Source organism: Dietzia cercidiphylli (genome assembly GCF_039531545.1).
In the GTDB taxonomy this organism is placed as follows: Bacteria; Actinomycetota; Actinomycetes; order Mycobacteriales; family Mycobacteriaceae; genus Dietzia; species Dietzia natronolimnaea.
In genome coordinates this window covers 177,608-194,688 of record NZ_BAAAQG010000013.1, presented here as the reverse complement: position 1 = coordinate 194,688, position 17,081 = coordinate 177,608, and the positions used below count along the sequence as shown (strand labels likewise).

The 17,081-nt window shown below is 71.2% G+C and carries 17 protein-coding genes; all 17 read left to right on the top strand.

The genetic code is table 11. From position 1 onward, the window contains the following. Window positions 1-601: 601 nt before the first annotated feature. The 17 genes from ABD250_RS13995 (at window position 602) to der (ending at window position 17,037) form a co-directional block, all read left to right on the top strand. Window positions 602-1,219, top strand: a complete 618-nt coding sequence (locus ABD250_RS13995) for a tetratricopeptide repeat protein (protein ID WP_095719376.1) — start codon at window positions 602-604, stop codon at window positions 1,217-1,219. Window positions 1,220-1,225: 6 nt separating this feature from the next. Further along, a complete protein-coding gene (locus tag ABD250_RS13990) occupies window positions 1,226-2,224 on the top strand; it encodes an HAD-IIA family hydrolase (protein WP_338404235.1) in 999 nt (332 codons plus the stop codon). Between the two features lie 10 nt (window positions 2,225-2,234). Then, complete coding sequence (locus tag ABD250_RS13985; RefSeq protein ID WP_338404234.1) at window positions 2,235-2,459, top strand: hypothetical protein; 225 nt, start codon at window positions 2,235-2,237, stop codon at window positions 2,457-2,459. Beyond that, the gene (locus ABD250_RS13980) at window positions 2,459-3,277 is read left to right on the top strand and encodes a TlyA family RNA methyltransferase (RefSeq protein ID WP_277817616.1); all 819 of its coding nucleotides are present in this window, start codon (window positions 2,459-2,461) and stop codon (window positions 3,275-3,277) included. The genes ABD250_RS13985 and ABD250_RS13980 overlap by 1 nt, the downstream gene beginning before the upstream one ends. After that, window positions 3,274-4,203, top strand: a complete 930-nt coding sequence (locus ABD250_RS13975) for an NAD kinase (RefSeq protein WP_344392839.1) — start codon at window positions 3,274-3,276, stop codon at window positions 4,201-4,203. Before ABD250_RS13980 ends, ABD250_RS13975 begins: the two co-directional genes overlap by 4 nt. Window positions 4,204-4,212: 9 nt before the next feature. After that, complete coding sequence (gene recN / locus ABD250_RS13970; RefSeq protein ID WP_344392837.1) at window positions 4,213-5,958, top strand: DNA repair protein RecN; 1,746 nt, start codon at window positions 4,213-4,215, stop codon at window positions 5,956-5,958. A gap of 59 nt (window positions 5,959-6,017) precedes the next feature. After that, window positions 6,018-7,190, top strand: coding sequence for a putative cytokinetic ring protein SteA (steA, locus tag ABD250_RS13965; protein WP_182610361.1), 1,173 nt, complete (start codon window positions 6,018-6,020; stop codon window positions 7,188-7,190). After that, the gene (locus ABD250_RS13960) at window positions 7,187-8,119 is read left to right on the top strand and encodes a copper transporter (RefSeq protein ID WP_241730481.1); all 933 of its coding nucleotides are present in this window, start codon (window positions 7,187-7,189) and stop codon (window positions 8,117-8,119) included. The genes steA and ABD250_RS13960 overlap by 4 nt, the downstream gene beginning before the upstream one ends. Before the next feature lie 76 nt (window positions 8,120-8,195). Further along, window positions 8,196-10,007 (top strand): CTP synthase, encoded by a 1,812-nt coding sequence (pyrG, locus tag ABD250_RS13955; protein WP_182657899.1) that lies wholly within the window; start codon window positions 8,196-8,198, stop codon window positions 10,005-10,007. A gap of 6 nt (window positions 10,008-10,013) precedes the next feature. Next, the gene (locus tag ABD250_RS13950) at window positions 10,014-10,583 is read left to right on the top strand and encodes an NUDIX domain-containing protein (protein WP_182657900.1); all 570 of its coding nucleotides are present in this window, start codon (window positions 10,014-10,016) and stop codon (window positions 10,581-10,583) included. Window positions 10,584-10,617: 34 nt separating this feature from the next. After that, the gene (locus ABD250_RS13945) at window positions 10,618-11,568 is read left to right on the top strand and encodes a tyrosine recombinase (RefSeq protein WP_182657901.1); all 951 of its coding nucleotides are present in this window, start codon (window positions 10,618-10,620) and stop codon (window positions 11,566-11,568) included. Window positions 11,569-11,643: 75 nt separating this feature from the next. Beyond that, window positions 11,644-12,519, top strand: a complete 876-nt coding sequence (locus ABD250_RS13940) for a ParA family protein (RefSeq protein ID WP_182640715.1) — start codon at window positions 11,644-11,646, stop codon at window positions 12,517-12,519. A gap of 8 nt (window positions 12,520-12,527) precedes the next feature. Next, the gene (locus ABD250_RS13935) at window positions 12,528-13,391 is read left to right on the top strand and encodes a segregation and condensation protein A (RefSeq protein WP_422110514.1); all 864 of its coding nucleotides are present in this window, start codon (window positions 12,528-12,530) and stop codon (window positions 13,389-13,391) included. Continuing rightward, the gene (gene scpB / locus ABD250_RS13930) at window positions 13,382-14,086 is read left to right on the top strand and encodes an SMC-Scp complex subunit ScpB (RefSeq protein ID WP_182657902.1); all 705 of its coding nucleotides are present in this window, start codon (window positions 13,382-13,384) and stop codon (window positions 14,084-14,086) included. The genes ABD250_RS13935 and scpB overlap by 10 nt, the downstream gene beginning before the upstream one ends. Then, window positions 13,998-14,852 (top strand): pseudouridine synthase, encoded by an 855-nt coding sequence (locus tag ABD250_RS13925; RefSeq protein WP_422110515.1) that lies wholly within the window; start codon window positions 13,998-14,000, stop codon window positions 14,850-14,852. Before scpB ends, ABD250_RS13925 begins: the two co-directional genes overlap by 89 nt. Next, a complete protein-coding gene (cmk, locus tag ABD250_RS13920; RefSeq protein ID WP_182657904.1) occupies window positions 14,849-15,583 on the top strand; it encodes a (d)CMP kinase in 735 nt (244 codons plus the stop codon). The genes ABD250_RS13925 and cmk overlap by 4 nt, the downstream gene beginning before the upstream one ends. After that, window positions 15,580-17,037, top strand: coding sequence for a ribosome biogenesis GTPase Der (gene der, locus ABD250_RS13915; RefSeq protein ID WP_182657905.1), 1,458 nt, complete (start codon window positions 15,580-15,582; stop codon window positions 17,035-17,037). The genes cmk and der overlap by 4 nt, the downstream gene beginning before the upstream one ends. Window positions 17,038-17,081: the final 44 nt, after the last annotated feature.

Genomic DNA, 17,081 nt, shown 5'->3' with positions numbered 1-17,081 from the left:
TGCCAGCGCCGATGGTACTGCACTCGTGAGGGTGTGGGAGAGTAGGTCACCGCCGAACACAACTTCATGACCAGCGGGAGGGACTTAATGTTCCTCCCGCTGGTCTTATTTGTGCTCCATACTTCAACAGCAGTGCCGGTCGCCCGGCGCACGTAAGGTGAACGACGTGAACGAACCCCGGTCAGAACAGCCAGATCGCACTCCCCGACGAGGCGATGGTGACGTACCGCGTAGGGGCGACCGGGCCTCCAGCGGTGGTCGGAGAGACAACAGTTCCTTCGGTGAACGTCGCGGCAGACGCTACGACGGGTCGGGGACCGACGAGTCGGGTCGGCGACGCGCCGCAGCCGGCGAGGCACCCGGCGGTCGCGAGGGTGCAGGTCGGACCGGGGGACAACGGACCGGCGCCCCGCGTGCGGGTCAGGGTCGTGGTGACGCCGGCGCCGACCGCCGTGGTGGGGCGGCCCGGGCTGTACCGCGCGGCGGCGGACGACAGGGTGACGACCGGCGCTCCGGTGGTCGTCCGGGGCAGGACGCCCGGCAGGCCGCACGCGTCGACGAGCCGACGCTCCCCGACGAGATCGAGGCCGCGGATCTCGACATGGAGATCCGGAGGGACCTCCGTGGGCTGGACAAGGCCAACGCCGAGCTCGTGGCACGGCACCTGGTCGCCGCGATGCACTTCGTCGACGACGATCCCGAGCTGGCTCTCGCCCACGGCCGGGCCGCGAAGAATCGCGCCGGGAGGATAGGCGTCGTCCGGGAGACCCTCGGCGTGCTCGCATACCGGGCCCGTGAGTGGTCCGAGGCCCTCGGGGAACTGCGTGCGGCCCGCCGGATCTCGGGAGGGCCCGGACTTCTCGCGATGATGGCAGACTGCGAGCGGGGCCTCGAGCGTCCGCAGAAGGCCATCGAACTCGCCCGGGGGGAGGAATCCCGCCAGGTCTCCGGTGAGGACCTCGTGGAACTACGCATCGTCGAGGCCGGTGCGCGGGTGGATATGGGCCAGCTCGACGCCGCCCTGGTGACCCTCCAGGACGCCGGCGCCGACCCGGCGGCGGTGGGCGAGGAGGCGGCACGGTTGGACTACGCGTACGCGGAGGTGCTGTTGGCGTCCGGTCGGAAGGACGAGGCCGCCGCGTGGTTCGGGCATGCGGTCGCGGCCGACCCGGACCATCACACGGACGCGGAGTCGCGTCTGGCAGAGCTCGAGGACTAGCCGCCGGTGTCACCAGCCACTCTGTCGGATCTGCACGACGCACTTCTCGTGGACCTCGACGGGACTCTCATCCGCGGTTCCGAGCCCATACCCGGCGCGGCCGAAGCGCTGGACGGGTCGGGGCTCCCGGTGGTCTACGTGACCAACAATGCGAGCCGTGCCCCCGCCGACACCGCAGCGCACCTCCGCGAACTGGGTTTCACGGCCCGCACGTCCGACGTCATGACGAGCGCCCAGGCGGCCGTGATGATGTTGGTCGATCACGTCGACGCCGGCGCGAGGGTTCTCGTCGTGGGACACGCCAGCTTCCGCGACCTCGCACGGGAAGCGGGCTACGAGGTCGTCCTCTCGGCCGACGATCATCCGGAGGTGGTCCTCCAGGGACTGTCCCGCGAGCTGACCTGGGGCGATCTCGCCGAAGGGTGTCTCGCCATCCGCCGTGGGGTTCCCTGGGTGGCCTCCAACACCGACACGACGCTACCCACCGAGCGGGGCCTGCTCCCCGGGAACGGCTCGCTGGTCGCCGCGCTCCGGGCGGCGACGGACCGCGAACCCGTCGTGGCGGGAAAGCCGGCCGCCGGGGTCCTCAGGGCTGCCGCCGACCTCGTCGGCGCGACGCGTCCACTGGTCATCGGCGACAGGCTCGACACCGACATCGAGGGCGCGGTGGCGGCTGGTATGCCCGCACTGCTGGTCCTGACCGGTGTCCACGGGACGGCCGATCTGCTGGTCGCCGACGAGCGTCGTCGCGCCACCCATCTGGCCCGGGACCTGGCGGCGCTCGCCGCGCCGCCCGAGTCCAGTCATATCGACTCGGCCGCCGAACTCGACGCGAGGGTGCAGGACGGGGCTCTTCACCTGCAGGGGATCCCGGAGACGCTCAGCGGTGTCGATCTGGCGCGCAGCGTCATCCGTCAGGCATGGCGCCACGGAGTGAGCGCCATCGGGGATCCCGGTGGCGGTGCGCGGTCGCGGCTCGCCGATGCGGGACTCGTCGTGGGCTAGCGTGGACCGCGTGAGCACACCCGGACCGACACCACTGCCCGGGCCCGCGGGCCCGGACGTCGACGAGCTCCGCTCGGCGTTCGACGATCTCCTCGCTGACTCCGTCGGGCCGTCGACGGCCGGAGTCGACGGAGGCGACGGAGGCGGGGTGGTCCGTGACGATCAGGTCAGGGCCCTGGACGCCGCTCATGACCTGCTCGCCCGAGCGCTCTCCGCCCTGGACTCCGCCCGCTGATGGCGGTCACTCGGAGGCGCCTGGACGCCGAGCTGGTCCGCCGCAAGATGTGTGACAGTCGGGAACGCGCCAGGGACCTCATCGACTCGGGGCGAGTGATCGTCAACGGGGTGGCAGCCCGCAAGCCCGCGACCCAGGTGGAGCCGACCACCTCGATCGCGCTCGCCGCGTCGAACGAACCGGACTGGGCCTCGCGGGGAGCCCACAAACTCATCGGTGCGCTGGACGTCTTCGGCGTGGGCGTGGCCGGGGCGCGCTGTCTGGACGCCGGTGCCTCCACGGGAGGCTTCACCGATGTCCTGCTCTCACGGGGTGCCTCCCGCGTCGAGGCGGTGGACGTGGGCTACGGGCAACTCGTGTGGCGCCTGCGCAGCGACGGTCGCGTCGGGGTCCACGACAAGACCAATGTGCGATCCCTCACTGCCGAGGACATCGGGGGGGAGGTCGACGTGGTGGTCTCGGACCTGTCCTTCATCTCCCTCCCGCTCGTCCTGCCCGCACTGACCGCGTGCGTCCGCACCGGCGGGGATCTGCTGCCGATGGTCAAACCGCAGTTCGAGGTGGGCCGCGAGCGGGTCGGCCAGGGTGGCGTCGTCCGCGACCCCGCCCTCCGGATCAAGTCGGTCACGGGTGTCGCGCGCGCCGCTGCGTCGCTCGGGCTGGAGGCGCTCGGCTGCGTGGCCAGCCCGCTCCCCGGGCCGTCCGGGAACGTCGAGTACTTCCTTCACCTACGCAAGACCGAGTCGGGTGTCCCGGCCGAGCTGTCGCGCGAGGCGTCGGACACCATCCACCGCGCTGTGGAGGAGGGGCCGAGATGACGGACATGACAGGTCAGGGGACACCCCGCCGGATCCTGCTCGAGGCCAACCTCGACCGGCCGGACATCGTCGCCATCGTCGCCCAGGTCGTCGACGCCTGCGCGAACCGGGGGATCGCGGTGCGCATGCTCGCCGACACGAGTGAGAACGTCGCCACGGGGACGGGCGTGGAGTCGGTCGCCGACACTCCGCACGCCGCCGACGGGTGCGAGCTCGTCCTGGTCCTGGGTGGGGACGGGACGTTCCTGCGGGCGTGTCAGTACGCCACCGCGGCCGATGTGCCGGTGCTGGGGGTCAACCTCGGGCATGTCGGGTTCCTCGCCGAGTCGGAGGTCTCCTCGCTGCACGGGGTCGTCGAACAGATCGCCGACCGGGACTACCGGGTGGTCGAGCGCATGACGGTCGAGGCCACCGTCATGCACGGGGACACCGTCCTCGGCCACGACTGGGCGCTCAACGAGGTGAGTATCGAGAAGGTCTCCCGGCAGGGCGTCCTCGAGGCGTCGGTCGAGATCGATGGGCGACCGGTGAGCGACTATGGGTGCGACGGCATGCTCGTGTCGACCCCGACCGGGTCGACGGCCTACGCGTTCTCCGCGGGAGGGCCGATCGTCTGGCCGGAGCTCGACGCGATCCTGGTGGTCCCGAACAACGCCCATGCCCTGTTCGCCCGGCCCATGGTGGTGGCGCCGAGTTCGCGTGTCGCCGTGGAGACCGGGACCCGGTCGGGGCCCGCGGTGGTCGTGCTCGACGGGCGGCGGCTGGTCGACGCCCCCGCCGGTAGCCGCGTGGAGGTGGTGCGCGGCCGGAGGCCGGTCAAGTGGGTGCGATTGGACGACTCACCGTTCACGGACCGACTGGTGACCAAGTTCGAACTCCCGGTGACCGGGTGGCGTGGCCGGTCCGCCGCCCGCCCCCTCCCCTAGGGTGGGTGCGTGCTCATGGAACTTCGGATCAGCGGACTCGGCGTCATCGACGAGGCCGTGGCCGATTTCGCCCCGGGCCTGTCGGTCCTGACCGGTGAGACCGGCGCCGGCAAGACCATGGTCGTCACCGGTCTGAGGCTTCTGGCCGGGGGGCGCGCCGATCCGGGCCGGGTTCGCCGCGGTGCCGACAAGGCCGTGGTGGAGGGGCGGTTCGACCTGGCCGCCGCGGCGACGATGGCTTCCGAGGACAGAGACCAGCTCGACAGACTCCTCGAGGAGGCGGACGTTGAGCTCGACGAGGACGGGACGGTGATCGCGGCCCGCCGGGTCGGCGCCGACGGACGCTCCCGGGCCCGGTTGGGTGGTCGGTCGGTGCCCGCCGGCACCCTGGCCCGGTTCTGTTCCCCGGTACTCGCGGTCCACGGCCAGAACGACCAGCTCCGGCTCCTGCGTCCTGACCGGCAGCGCGAGGCGGTCGACTCCCACGGGGGCGAGCGGGCGCGGGTCGCACTCAGGGCGTACCGGGAGACCTTCCACCGGTGGCGTGAGGCCGAGAGGTCGCTGGCAGAGCGCACGGGGCGCGCCCGCGAGCTGGCCCGCGAGGCCGACCTGCTGCGCCACGGGCTCGACGAGATCGACGCCCTGGACCCCAGACCGGGGGAGGAGGCCGAGCTCGACGCGGTCATCCGGCGTCTCACCGACTCGGAGGAGTTGCGTGAGGTGGCCGGGCAGGCGCACGAGACCCTGACGGGAGACGGAGAGACCGCGGAGCCGGTCGTCAACGTCCTGGATCAATTGCGGCAGCGGCTCGCGGGGGCGGGGGACCCCGCCCTGGATCCCATCGCCACGAGTATCGACCAGGCCGTCGCCGCGCTGGGGGACGCCGCGACCGAGCTCGGCCTCTACCTGGCCGAACTCCCGGTGGACGCGGCCGACCTCGATGCGGCACTCGAGAGACGGCATGATCTCAGGGCGCTCACCCGGAAGTACGGGACCGACGTGGACGACGTGATCGAGTGGGCCGCGAAGGCGCGCATCCGCCTGTCCGAGGTGGACACCTCCGACTCCGCTGTGGCCGACCTCACGGCCACGGTCGCGAGGCTCGCCCTCGAGCTGGAGGAGCGGGGGGCCGAGCTCACCGCCATCCGCAGGGCGGCGGGGGAGGACCTGGCACGACGCGTCACCTCGGAGCTGGCCGAGCTGTCCATGGGCGGAGCCGGGCTGGTCGTCAGGGTCACCCCTGCCGGGGACGGCCTCGGCGCCGCGACGGAGTCCGGCCTGGACGACGTGGAACTGGCTCTCGACGGGCCGTCGGGGGTCGTCCCGTTGGGCCGGGGCGCCTCCGGCGGCGAGCTGTCCAGGGTGATGCTGGCCCTGGAGGTCGTCCTGGCGGAACGTTCCGGTGGCGGGACGTTGGTGTTCGACGAGGTGGACGCAGGAGTGGGTGGACGCGCCGCGCTGAGCATCGGCAAGCGTCTGGCCAGGTTGGCCAGGACCCACCAGGTGATCGCCGTGACCCACCTCGCGCAGGTCGCCGCGTACGCGGACACGCACCTCGTGATCCACAAGGCCGCGGACTCCACGGGTGGGGACGGTGTCGTGTCCGGTGTGCGCGCGGTCGACGACTCGGACAGGGTCATCGAACTCGCGCGGATGCTCGCCGGGATGGAGGACACCGACACCGGTCTCGCGCATGCTGAGGAGCTCCTCGGCAAGGCGCAGTCGGAGAAGTCTCAAGCTCAAGTCGACCGTTAATCCGACACGCCGAACCGACCTCCCTCGTCACTCGAATCACACGCGTGATACTCGGGCACATGAAGATGACGGGTCTGCTCAATCGCCGCTCCAACGATCTCGCCGGTGTGGTCGGTACCGTCCGCCAGGTCCGGGCGGGATCACCGGTCCCCCGCAAGCTCGGCTCCAAGGACGTCGCCGTGCTCGACCTCAACCGGACGTCGGCGGCCACCGCCCGCGCCGTCGTCGAGGCCGATGTCGCCGCCGTCGTCCACGTGCCGCGCCCCGGTGAGGAGATGCTGCCCCGTGCCGCGTTCCGGATCCTCGCCTCGTCGACCATCCCCGTCATCGAGGACGCGGACCTCGCCGAGGTCGAGGACGGGACCCGGGTCCGCATCGACGAGGGCGTGGTCTACTCGGTCAAGACCGAGGGCCAGCTGGCCACCGGCCGTGAGGTCGGCCCCGAGACCCTCCTCTCCGAGGTCCACGCCGCGGAGAACGGGTACGTCGAGTCCGCGCTGGCGCACCTGGCCAACGCCACGGAGTTCCTCAGCCTCGAGCACCAGTTGCTCCTCGACGGCGAGGGCCTTCCCGGGATCGACGTGGACTTCACCGGTCGCCACGTGGTGGTGGTGACCGGGGACCGGGCCTCGGAGGCGCAGCTCTCCGATCTCAAGCCCTTCATGAAGGAGTACCGACCGCTGGTCGTGGGTGTGGACGGGGGGGCCGAACTGCTGCGTGCGGCCCGGATCTCCGCCGACGTCGTGGTCGCGACCCCCACCGGGGTCTCCGACGAGGTGCTCACGGACGGCGCGGTCCTGGTCGTGCCGGCGGATCGCGACGGCAGGGCCGAGGGGCTCGAGCGGGTCACGGAGCTGGGCGTGGGGGCCACCACGTTCCCCGCCGCGGCGACCGCACGCGACATGGCCCTGCTGCTGGCCTTCCACGGCGGAGCCGAGATGATCGTGGTGACCGGCGACGACCGCGGACTCGAGAACGCGTTCGGCGCCTCCTCCGCACCGTCGTCGACCATGGTCGACACCGCCGTGTCGTCCCGCCTCGTCCACGCCGACGCGTGTGCGACTCTGTACCGCTCGCGAGGTGCCGGGATCGGGCTGGCCCTCGTGGTGCTCGCGGCGCTCATCGCGGTGGCCGCGGTGGTGGTCGCCCGCGACTCCGCCCAGGACCTGCTCATCTGGGCCATCGACGTATGGAACACCTTCGCCCTCTGGGTCCAGGGGCTCGTCCGTTGATCTCTCTGCGTCGCCACGTTCTCACGCTGGTCGCCGTGTTCCTGGCCCTGGGGCTGGGGGTGGTCCTGGGGTCGACGTCCGTGGCGACGTCGATCCGGGACGCGGTGGTCGACCGCGAGGAGACGACGGCGGCGCAACTCGAGTCGACCCGGGCCGAGTCGGCCGAACGGCGACTCGCCGTCGACCGGCTCGACGACATGGCCGGTGAGCTCGCCCGGCCGGTACTGGACGGCACCCTCGAGGATCGCCCCGTGCTGGTCGTGGTGGCCCCCGGGGCGTCCGACGAGGACGTCAGCGCCGCCGTCGACGTCATCGGTGCGGCCGGCGGCATCGCCGCAGGACGGGTGACACTCACCGACAAGGCCGTCGACCCGGATGCCGACGCCGAGGTCCAGGCACTCGTGGCCAACCTGCCGATCGGAGACGCACCGGCCACCGATGCGGACCTGGGGACCCAACTGGGCACCGCCGTGGGCCGTGCCGGGTTGCTGCGGACCGAGGACGCGGAACCACACCTCGACGACGACGACCGCGAGACGGTCCTCACCACCCTGTCGGACGCGGGACTCGTCGAGTTCGAACCCGGCACCCTGAGACCAGGTCAGCTGGCGCTGGTCGTCACAGGCCCCGGCGAGGCCGAGTCGACCGCGGTCCGGGTGGCCTCGTTCGCGCGGACCCTGGACCGCGAGGGCGCGGGAGCGGTCGTGTCGGCCGAACTCACGGGCGCTCAGGGGTACGACGCGGTCACCGTGCTGCGCTCCTCCGGCGAGGACGGTGTCTCGACCGTCGACTCCGCGGGCTCGGACTCCGGCCGGCTGGCCACGGGGCTCGCGCTGGCGGAGCAGCTCGCGCGGGGGCAGGGACACTACGGGCTGCGCCCGGATGCGACCGCGGCGGTGCCGTCGCTCCCCACCGCGCCCGCTCGGTGATAGCCTGAAGCCCCGTGGGGTGCACCGGAGCCACACCAGCATTCATCCATTCCGGCGTCTGGACACGGGAGTCCCCTTGGCACTGAACCGAGCCGCATCGCGGTCCGCGACCAAGCACATCTTCGTCACCGGTGGCGTGGCGTCGTCGCTGGGTAAGGGGCTCACCGCCTCCAGCCTGGGGCAGCTTCTGACCGCGCGCGGACTCCGCGTGACCATGCAGAAGCTGGACCCGTACATCAACGTGGACCCGGGGACGATGAACCCGTTCCAGCACGGGGAGGTGTTCGTCACCGAGGACGGTGCGGAGGCCGACCTCGACCTGGGGCACTACGAGCGCTTCCTCGACCGCGACCTGAGCGCCAACGCCAACGTCACGACCGGCCAGGTGTACTCGGCCGTCATCGCCAAGGAGCGTCGCGGCGAGTACCTCGGGGACACCGTCCAGGTGATCCCGCACATCACCGACGCGATCAAGGAACGCATCATCGCGATGGGCGCGCCCGATGAGCAGGGCCGCCGCCCCGACGTGGTGATCACCGAGGTCGGTGGCACGGTCGGCGACATCGAGTCCCAGCCCTTCCTGGAGGCCTGCCGGCAGGTCCGCCACGAGGTCGGACGCGAGAACATCTTCTTCCTCCACGTCTCACTGGTCCCGTACCTCGCACCGTCGGGTGAGCTCAAGACCAAGCCCACCCAGCACTCCGTGGCGGCGCTGCGGTCCATCGGTATCGTCCCGGACGGCCTCGTCCTGCGGTGCGACCGCGAGGTGCCGGACGGGCTCAAGTCCAAGATCGCGCTCATGTGCGACGTGGACCTCGAGGGCGTGGTCTCCACCCCCGACGCCCCGAGCATCTACGACATCCCGAAGGTGCTCTTCGGTGAGCATCTCGACACCCACGTCATCCGCAAGCTCAACCTGCCCTTCCGGGACGTCGACTGGACCGTGTGGGGTGAACTCCTCAAGCGAGTCCACGAACCGCGCGAGGAGGTCGAGATCGCCCTGGTGGGCAAGTACATCGACCTGCCCGACGCCTATCTGTCGGTGACCGAGGCCCTGCGCGCAGGCGGGTTCGCCCACCGGGCGAGGGTCAACATCCGGTGGGTGGAGTCCGATGCCTGTGCCACCGAGGCCGGCGCGCGGGAGGCCCTCCGGGGCGTCGACGGCATGCTGATCCCCGGCGGTTTCGGTATCCGTGGGATCGAGGGCAAGCTGGGCGCCATCTCGTGGTCGCGGAAGAACCGCATCCCGTTGCTCGGACTGTGTCTGGGCCTGCAGTGTTCGGTCATCGAGGCGGCCCGGTCGGTCGGGCTCGACGGGGCCTCGTCCAGTGAGTTCGAGCCGGACACCGAGCATCCGGTGATCTCCACGATGGCGGACCAGGTCGACGCGGTGGCCGGCAACGCCGATCTCGGCGGGACGATGCGCCTGGGTGCGTACCCGGCGGTGCTCACCAAGGGCTCGCTGGTGGCGGAGGCGTACGGCGCCACGGAGATCTCGGAACGGCACCGGCACAGGTTCGAGGTCAACAACGCCTACCGCGACAAGATCGCCGAGTCCGGTCTGCGGTTCTCCGGCACCTCGCCCGACGGTCACCTGGTGGAGTTCGTCGAGTACCCGCCGGAGCAGCACCCCTTCTTCGTGGCCACCCAGGCCCACCCCGAGTACAAATCGCGGCCGACACGCCCCCACCCGCTGTTCGCCGCGTTCATCAAGGCGGCCCTGGACTACGAGAACGAGATGCGGCTGCCGGTCGAGCCGTGGCGGGCCGATCAGTCGGGGGAGTCCGCTCACGCGACAGTCGCCGCGCCGGACGCCGAGACGTCCAGCGTGCGCGCCGATGACGTCGCCGCCGGGCTGACCTCCGACGTCCGCTCGGGCGGGAGCTGATCGCCGGTGTCGGATTCCGGTGCCCCCGGGTCGCACGAGTACCGCACCGTCGCCAGTCGGGAGGTCTTCGACGGCCGGATCGTCCGGCTGCGGGTGGACACCCTCACGATGCCGGGCGGGGGCACCGCCGACCGTGAGATCTGCGGTCACGACGACGCGGTCGCGGTGATCGCGCTCGATGACTCCGATCAGGTGACGCTCGTCCGCCAGTACCGCCACGCGGTGGGGGAGCGGCTCTGGGAGCTGCCGGCCGGGCTGTGCGACGTCGACGGCGAACGGCCGGTGGAGACCGCGCAGCGCGAACTGGTCGAGGAGACCGGTCTGGAGGCGAGATCCTGGGAACCGGTGATCTCGATCGTTCCGTCACCGGGGTTCTGTACCGAACGCGTCCACGTGTTCCTGGCCAGGGACCTGCGTGAGGTGACCCGGCCGGAGGCCCGGCACGAGGAGGCGGACATGGAGGTGGCCCGGATGCCGTTCTCCGAGGCCGTGGACGCGGTCCTGGACGGGCGCATCGTCAACGGCATCGCAGTGGCCGGGATCCTCGCCGCGCGCGCGTCGATCGCCGGGCGCTGACGGGGCGTCCCCCGATGACGCCGGCCGTACCGCGATGACCCGGTCGGACGGCGCCGCGGTCCAGATCCGCGGATACCTCGACCACCTCGCCGTCGAACAGGGGGCCTCCGCCCACACCCTGGCCGCCTACCGTCGTGACCTCGAGAAATACCGGCTGTACCTCGCGGAGTCGGGCGTCGGGGACCTCGGGGCGGTGACCGAGTCCCATGTCGAGGAGTTCCGGGCGCGGCTCGCCACCGCGGATCCGGACGCTGGTAGGAGGGCGCTCGCGCCCAGTTCGGTCGCCCGTGCCCTGGCTGCGGTCCGGGGACTGCACCGGTTCGCCACCAGGGACGGGGTGACCCGTGTCGACGCCGCGGCGGCCGTGACCCCGCCGCGGCCACCACGACGGCTGCCCAAGGCGCTACCCGTGGACCGGATCATCGCGGTGATCGAGGCCGCCGGCGGGACCGAGGTGGACACCGACCCCGCGCGATTACGGGACCGGGCGATGCTCGAACTCCTCTACGCGACCGGCGCGCGGGCGGCCGAGCTCGTGGGTCTCGACGTGGACGACCTCGACGGTCTCGACCTCCCCGGCGGGGGCACGGTGATCCTGCGCGGGAAGGGGGGCAAGGAGCGGGTGGTCCCGGTGGGGCGTCCTGCCTGCGATGCGGTCGGCGCCTACCTGGTGCGTGCCCGTCCCGCACTGGCGGTCCGAGGCGGCCCGGCGCTGTTCCTCAACGCCCGGGGCGGCCGCATCACCCGGCAGTCCCTGTGGAACGTGGTGTCGGTGTCCGCGGAGCGGGCGGCGGTCGGCCCCGACGTCTCGCCGCACTCCTTCCGACACTCCTTCGCGACCCACCTGTTGGACGGCGGGGCGGACATACGGGTGGTCCAGGAGCTGTTGGGGCACGCCTCGGTCACCACGACGCAGGTCTACACCCTCGTCACCGTCGACACGCTCCGCGAGGTCTGGGCCGAGTGCCACCCCCGGGCACGGTAACGTGACCGGGGACCGGCCTGAGCGCAGGTGACGACGAAGCGAGAGGAGACGCGGGTGGCGCAGGACTCTGGGACGATGGATCCCGCACTGTTCTCCCGCGCGGAACTCCTCGGCGCCGACGACCCGGCGGCGGGCGAGGGCTTCTCGGCCATCCCCGAACCGCAGCCGCTGACCTCCCACGGCCCCGCCATGGTGCTCTCGATGTGCAACCAGAAGGGCGGGGTCGGCAAGACCACCAGCACGATCAACCTGGCCGCCGCCCTCGCGGAGTACGGCCGCCGGGTCCTCGTGGTGGACCTCGACCCCCAGGGCGCGCTGTCCGCGGGCCTGGGCATCCCGCACCACCAACTCGACCTGACGGTCTACAACCTCCTGGTGGACACCACCGTGTCGACGGAGGAGGTGCTGGTCCGCACCCGGGTGGAGGGGGTGGACCTCATCCCCGCCAACATCGACCTGTCCGCCGCGGAGATCCAGCTGGTCAACGAGGTGGGGCGCGAACAGGCGCTGGGCCGTGCGCTGTACCCGGTGCTCGACCGCTACGACTACGTCCTGATCGACTGCCAGCCGTCACTGGGGCTGCTCACCGTCAACGCACTGGCCTGTTCGGACGGCGTGTTGATCCCGATGGAGTGCGAGTACTTCTCGCTGCGTGGGCTCGCCCTGTTGACGGACACCATCGACAAGGTCCGCGACCGGATCAACCCGCGTCTGCACCTGACCGGGATCCTGATCACGATGTTCGACCGCCGGACGGTCCACGCCCGCGACGTCCTCGGCCGCGTCGTCGAGGTGTTCGGTGACCAGGTCTTCGACACCCTCGTCACCCGTACGGTCCGCTTCCCGGAGACCACCGTCGCCGGCGAACCCATCACCACGTGGGCGCCCAGATCTGCAGGTGCGCAGGCCTACCGGGCGCTGGCTCGCGAGGTCATCCAGCGCGGCAGGTGAGCGGTCCGGTGACCGGGGTCGGGCACCCGCCGGGGGAGGGACCCGGCGAGGTAGACGCCGCCCAGGTTGATGCCACCGAGGTCGAAGACCCGCGCGCGTTCACCGTCCACCTGACCAACTTCACCGGCCCGTTCGACCTTCTCCTGAAGTTGATCGACTCGCGCCGTCTCGACGTGACCGAGGTCGCCATCCACTCGGTCACCGACGAGTTCATCGCGCACGCCCGCGAGCTGGGTCGGGAGGCGGGCCTCGAGGAGGTCACCGAGTTCCTGGTGGTGGCGGCCACGCTGCTCGACCTCAAGACCGCACGCCTCGTGCCGTCCGGTGAGGTCCAGGACCTGGAGGATCTGGCGCTGCTCCAGGCTCGGGACCTGCTCTTCGCCCGTCTCCTGCAGTTCCGGGCGTTCCGGCAGGTGGCCGAGTTGTTCGCCGAGCTCGACAGGACCGCCCGTCACTCCCACCCGCGGACGGCGGGTCCGGACGACGAGTTCCTGGACCTGCTGCCCGAGGTGGAGCTGGGCGTCGACGTCGAGCAGTTCGCCACCATCGCCGCCGTGGCGTTCCGACCCCGGCCGGTGGAGGAGGTGGGGGTCTCGCACGTCCACACCCCGGCCGTGTCCGTCCCCGAGCAGGCCGCCCGCGTCCTGGAGTTACTGAAGTTCCGGGGCCGGGACCAATGGGTCGACTTCCGGGAGCTGGTCTCCGGGTGCGGCGAATCCCTCGTCGTCGTCGCCAGGTTCCTCGCCCTGTTGGAGTTGTACAGGGCGCGCGCCGTGGCGCTCGCCCAGGACGAGGCGCTCGGTGACCTGTTGGTGAGTTGGACGGGCGAGGAGGCGGCTGAGGTGACGCGCGGGAGGGACGAATGGACGTGACGGAGGACGACGACGTGCGTGCGGTGGGACCGAACGGTGACGACGACGACGAGCTCGACGAGCCCGGGGCCCCGCCGCTGCGTGCCCGACTCGAGGCGCTTCTGCTGGTCGTGGACCAGCCGACCGCCGAGGGGTCGCTGGCAGCCGCGGCGGGCTCGACGCCCGCGGAGGTGGCGGCCGAGATGCGTGGGTGGCGGGATGACCTCACGGCGGTGGGCAGCGGGATCGACCTGAGGCGGACCGACGAGGGCTGGCGTCTCTACACCCGTCGAGAGTACGCACCGTACGTGGAGCGCCTACTCACCGACGGCACCCGGTCCACCCTCACCCGTGCGGCGCTGGAGACCCTGGCGGTGATCGCGTACCGCCAACCCGTCACCCGGGCGCGCGTGGCGGCCGTCCGCGGGGTCAACGTGGACGGCGTGATGCGGACCCTCGTGGCCCGCGGTCTGGCCGTGGAATGCGGCACCGACGCGGACACCGGGGGCATCCTGTATAGGACCACGGAGCTATTTCTGGAAAGATTGGGACTGACGTCGCTCGACGAGCTCCCGGACATCGCCCCGTTGCTGCCGGATGTCGACCTGGTCGACGAGATGAGCGACGATCCCGCGGAGGACCCGCGGATACCCCTGGGGCGGCGCAGGACCGCTGCGCCCGACCCCGCCCATGAACACCAGAACGAAGAGATGTGACGCACTCATGACTGAGTCCGCTGGCCGAGACGGCTCACCGGTCCGCCTCCAGAAGATCCTGGCGCAGGCCGGGATCGCCTCCCGCAGGGCCTCGGAGGACCTCATCGCCCGCGGGCGGGTGGAGGTCAACGGGAAGATCGTGCGCGAGATGGGCGTCAAGGTCGATCCCACCACCGCGGTGATCCGCGTGGACGGCACCCGGATCGTCCTCGACGACGACCTGGTCTACCTGGCGCTCAACAAGCCCCGCGGGTACCACACCACCATGTCCGACGAGATGGGCCGGCCCTGCGTGGGCGACCTGGTCGCCGACCGCGTCGACGCCGGACAGCGGCTCTTCCACGTAGGCCGCCTGGACGCCGACACCGAGGGGCTGCTGTTGGTGACGAACGACGGCGAGCTCTCGCACCGGCTGATGCACCCGTCCTACGAGGTGTCCAAGACCTACATGGCCACCGTGACGGGAGTCGTCGGCAAGGGCGTCGGCAAGAAGCTCCGCGACGGTGTGGAGCTCGAGGACGGCCCGGCCAAGGTCGACCAGTTCGCGATCGTCGACGTCCACGAGGGACGCTCGCTGGTCAAGGTCGTGCTCCACGAGGGGCGCAAGCACATCGTCCGCCGACTTCTCGACGAGGTCGGGTATCCCGTCGAGTCGCTGGTGCGGATCCGCTTCGGCGCCGTGGCACTGGGCGACCAGCGCGCGGGGAGCTTCCGCAAGCTCAACCGCAAAGAGGTCTCGGATCTCTACGCCGCGGTGGGCCTGTGAGCGCGCAGGCCGGACCCACCGGCGTCCCGCGGCGACGGATCGCGATCGACGGTCCCGCCGGCACCGGTAAGTCGACCCTCGCCCGGACGCTCGCCGAGCGGCTCGGCGGGGCGTACCTCGACACCGGTGCGATGTACCGGGTGGCGACGCTGCAGGTGTTGCGCGCCGGGATCGACCCGGAGGACGCCGCCGCGGTGATCGCCGCGTCCGCCGATCTGCCGATGGAGATCGGCACCGATGCGGGATCCGAGCGGATCCTGCTCGCCGGCGAGGACGTGAGCGACGAGATCCGCACCGCCCGCGTCACCGCGGGCGTCTCGGCGGTCTCCGCCGTACCGGAGGTCCGGGCCAATCTGGTCGGGCTCCAGCGTCGGCTGGCCTCCGGGGGCGGCACCGTCGTCCTCGAGGGCCGCGACATCGGCACGGTGGTGCTCCCCGACGCCGAGGTGAAGGTGTACCTCACCGCGAGCCCGGAGATCCGGGCCCGTCGCCGGACCGAGCAGGACCTCGCGGCCGGACGTGACGCCGACTACGACGAGGTGCTCGCCGCGGTGATCGAGCGTGACCGCAAGGACTCCACCCGCGCGGCGAGCCCGCTCCGGCCCGCCGAGGACGCGATCGTCATCGACACCTCAGACCTCACCCTCGACGAGGTGCTCGACCGGTTGGTCGCACTCGCGGAGGGCGCCGACGCGTCGCACGGCGACGCCGCAGAAGGGAACACACAGTGAGCAGCAACGAGGACTTCGACCTCCCCACGGGCCCGGTCGAGGAGACCGTCGAGGACGCCTGGAACGACGACACGGACTGGGACGCCGTGGCCGAGGAGTGGGCCGACGAGATCGGCGCCGAGGTCGACGGGGTGGAGATCCTGCCCACCGTCGCCATCGTGGGGCGCCCCAACGTGGGCAAGTCCACCCTGGTCAATCGGATCATCGGCCGTCGCGAAGCCGTGGTGGAGGATGTCCCCGGAGTGACCCGGGACCGCGTCTCCTACGAGGCCCTGTGGAACGGCCGCACTTTCATGGTTCAGGACACCGGCGGGTGGGAGCAGGACGCCAAGGGCATGCACCGCTCCATCGCGCAGCAGGCCGAGATCGCCATGGGCACCGCCGACCTCATCGTCCTGGTGTGCGACGGGAACGTGGGGATCACCTCCGCGGACGAGACCGTGGCCAAGAGCCTGCGCCGCTCGGACACCCCGGTGATCCTGGCGGTCAACAAGGTGGACAGTGAGAAGGCCGAGCTGCAGTCGGCGGAGTTCTGGGGGCTGGGCCTCGACCAGCCCTATGCCATCTCCGCCGCGCACGGCCGCGGCACCGCCGACCTGCTCGACGAGATCCTGCGCCAGCTGCCCTCCAAGGCCCGGATGCGTGAGGCGACCAACGCGCCCCGGCGCGTGGCGCTGGTCGGCAAACCCAACGTCGGCAAGTCGAGCCTGCTCAACAAGCTCACCGGCGAGGAGCGGTCGGTGGTCGACAACGTCGCCGGCACCACCGTCGATCCCGTGGACTCGTTCGTCGAACTCGGCGGCAAGACGTGGCGCTTCGTCGACACCGCCGGTCTGCGGCGGAAGGTCAACCAGGCGTACGGGCACGAGTACTACGCCTCGCTCCGCACCCGCGGTGCCATCGAGGCCGCCGAGGTCGTGGTGCTGCTGCTGGACGCCTCGGAACCGATCACGGAACAGGACCTGCGGGTCATCTCCATGGTCGCCGACGCCGGTCGGGCACTGGTGATCGCCTTCAACAAGTGGGACCTGGTGGACGAGGACCGCCGGTACGACCTGGACAAGGAGATCGACAGGGAGCTGTCCAAGATCCTCACGTGGGCCTACCGGGTGAACATCTCGGCCACCACGGGCCGCGCCCTGGCCAAGTTGGTGCCGGCGATGGAGGGTGCACTCGACTCCTGGGACAAGCGCATCCCCACGGGGCCCCTCAACACGTGGATGAGCGAGGTCGTGGCCGCCACCCCGCCGCCGATGCGGGGCGGGAAGCTGCCGCGGATCCGCTTCTGCACCCAGGCCACCACCCGGCCCCCCACGTTCGTGTTCTTCTCCACCGGATTCCTGGAGGCGGGTTACCGGCGATTCCTGGAGCGGCGGCTGCGCGAGACCTTCGGCTTCGACGGCTCTCCGGTCCGGGTGAACGTGCGCGTCAAGGAGCGTCGACAGCGCAAGTGACCAGGCGATTGGAGCGCTCCTACAGGCGTGCGCTAGTCTGATCC

Bases quoted from the DNA above. Each gene is read 5' to 3' on its own strand.
- ABD250_RS13995 (WP_095719376.1), top strand. From the start codon at position 602: ATGGAGATCCGGAGGGACCTCCGTGGGCTGGACAAGGCCAACGCCGAG.
- ABD250_RS13980 (WP_277817616.1), top strand. From the start codon at position 2,459: ATGGCGGTCACTCGGAGGCGCCTGGACGCCGAGCTGGTCCGCCGCAAG.
- ABD250_RS13975 (WP_344392839.1), top strand. From the start codon at position 3,274: ATGACGGACATGACAGGTCAGGGGACACCCCGCCGGATCCTGCTCGAG.
- steA (WP_182610361.1), top strand. From the start codon at position 6,018: ATGAAGATGACGGGTCTGCTCAATCGCCGCTCCAACGATCTCGCCGGT.
- ABD250_RS13945 (WP_182657901.1), top strand. From the start codon at position 10,618: ATGACCCGGTCGGACGGCGCCGCGGTCCAGATCCGCGGATACCTCGAC.
- ABD250_RS13940 (WP_182640715.1), top strand. From the start codon at position 11,644: ATGGATCCCGCACTGTTCTCCCGCGCGGAACTCCTCGGCGCCGACGAC.
- scpB (WP_182657902.1), top strand. From the start codon at position 13,382: ATGGACGTGACGGAGGACGACGACGTGCGTGCGGTGGGACCGAACGGT.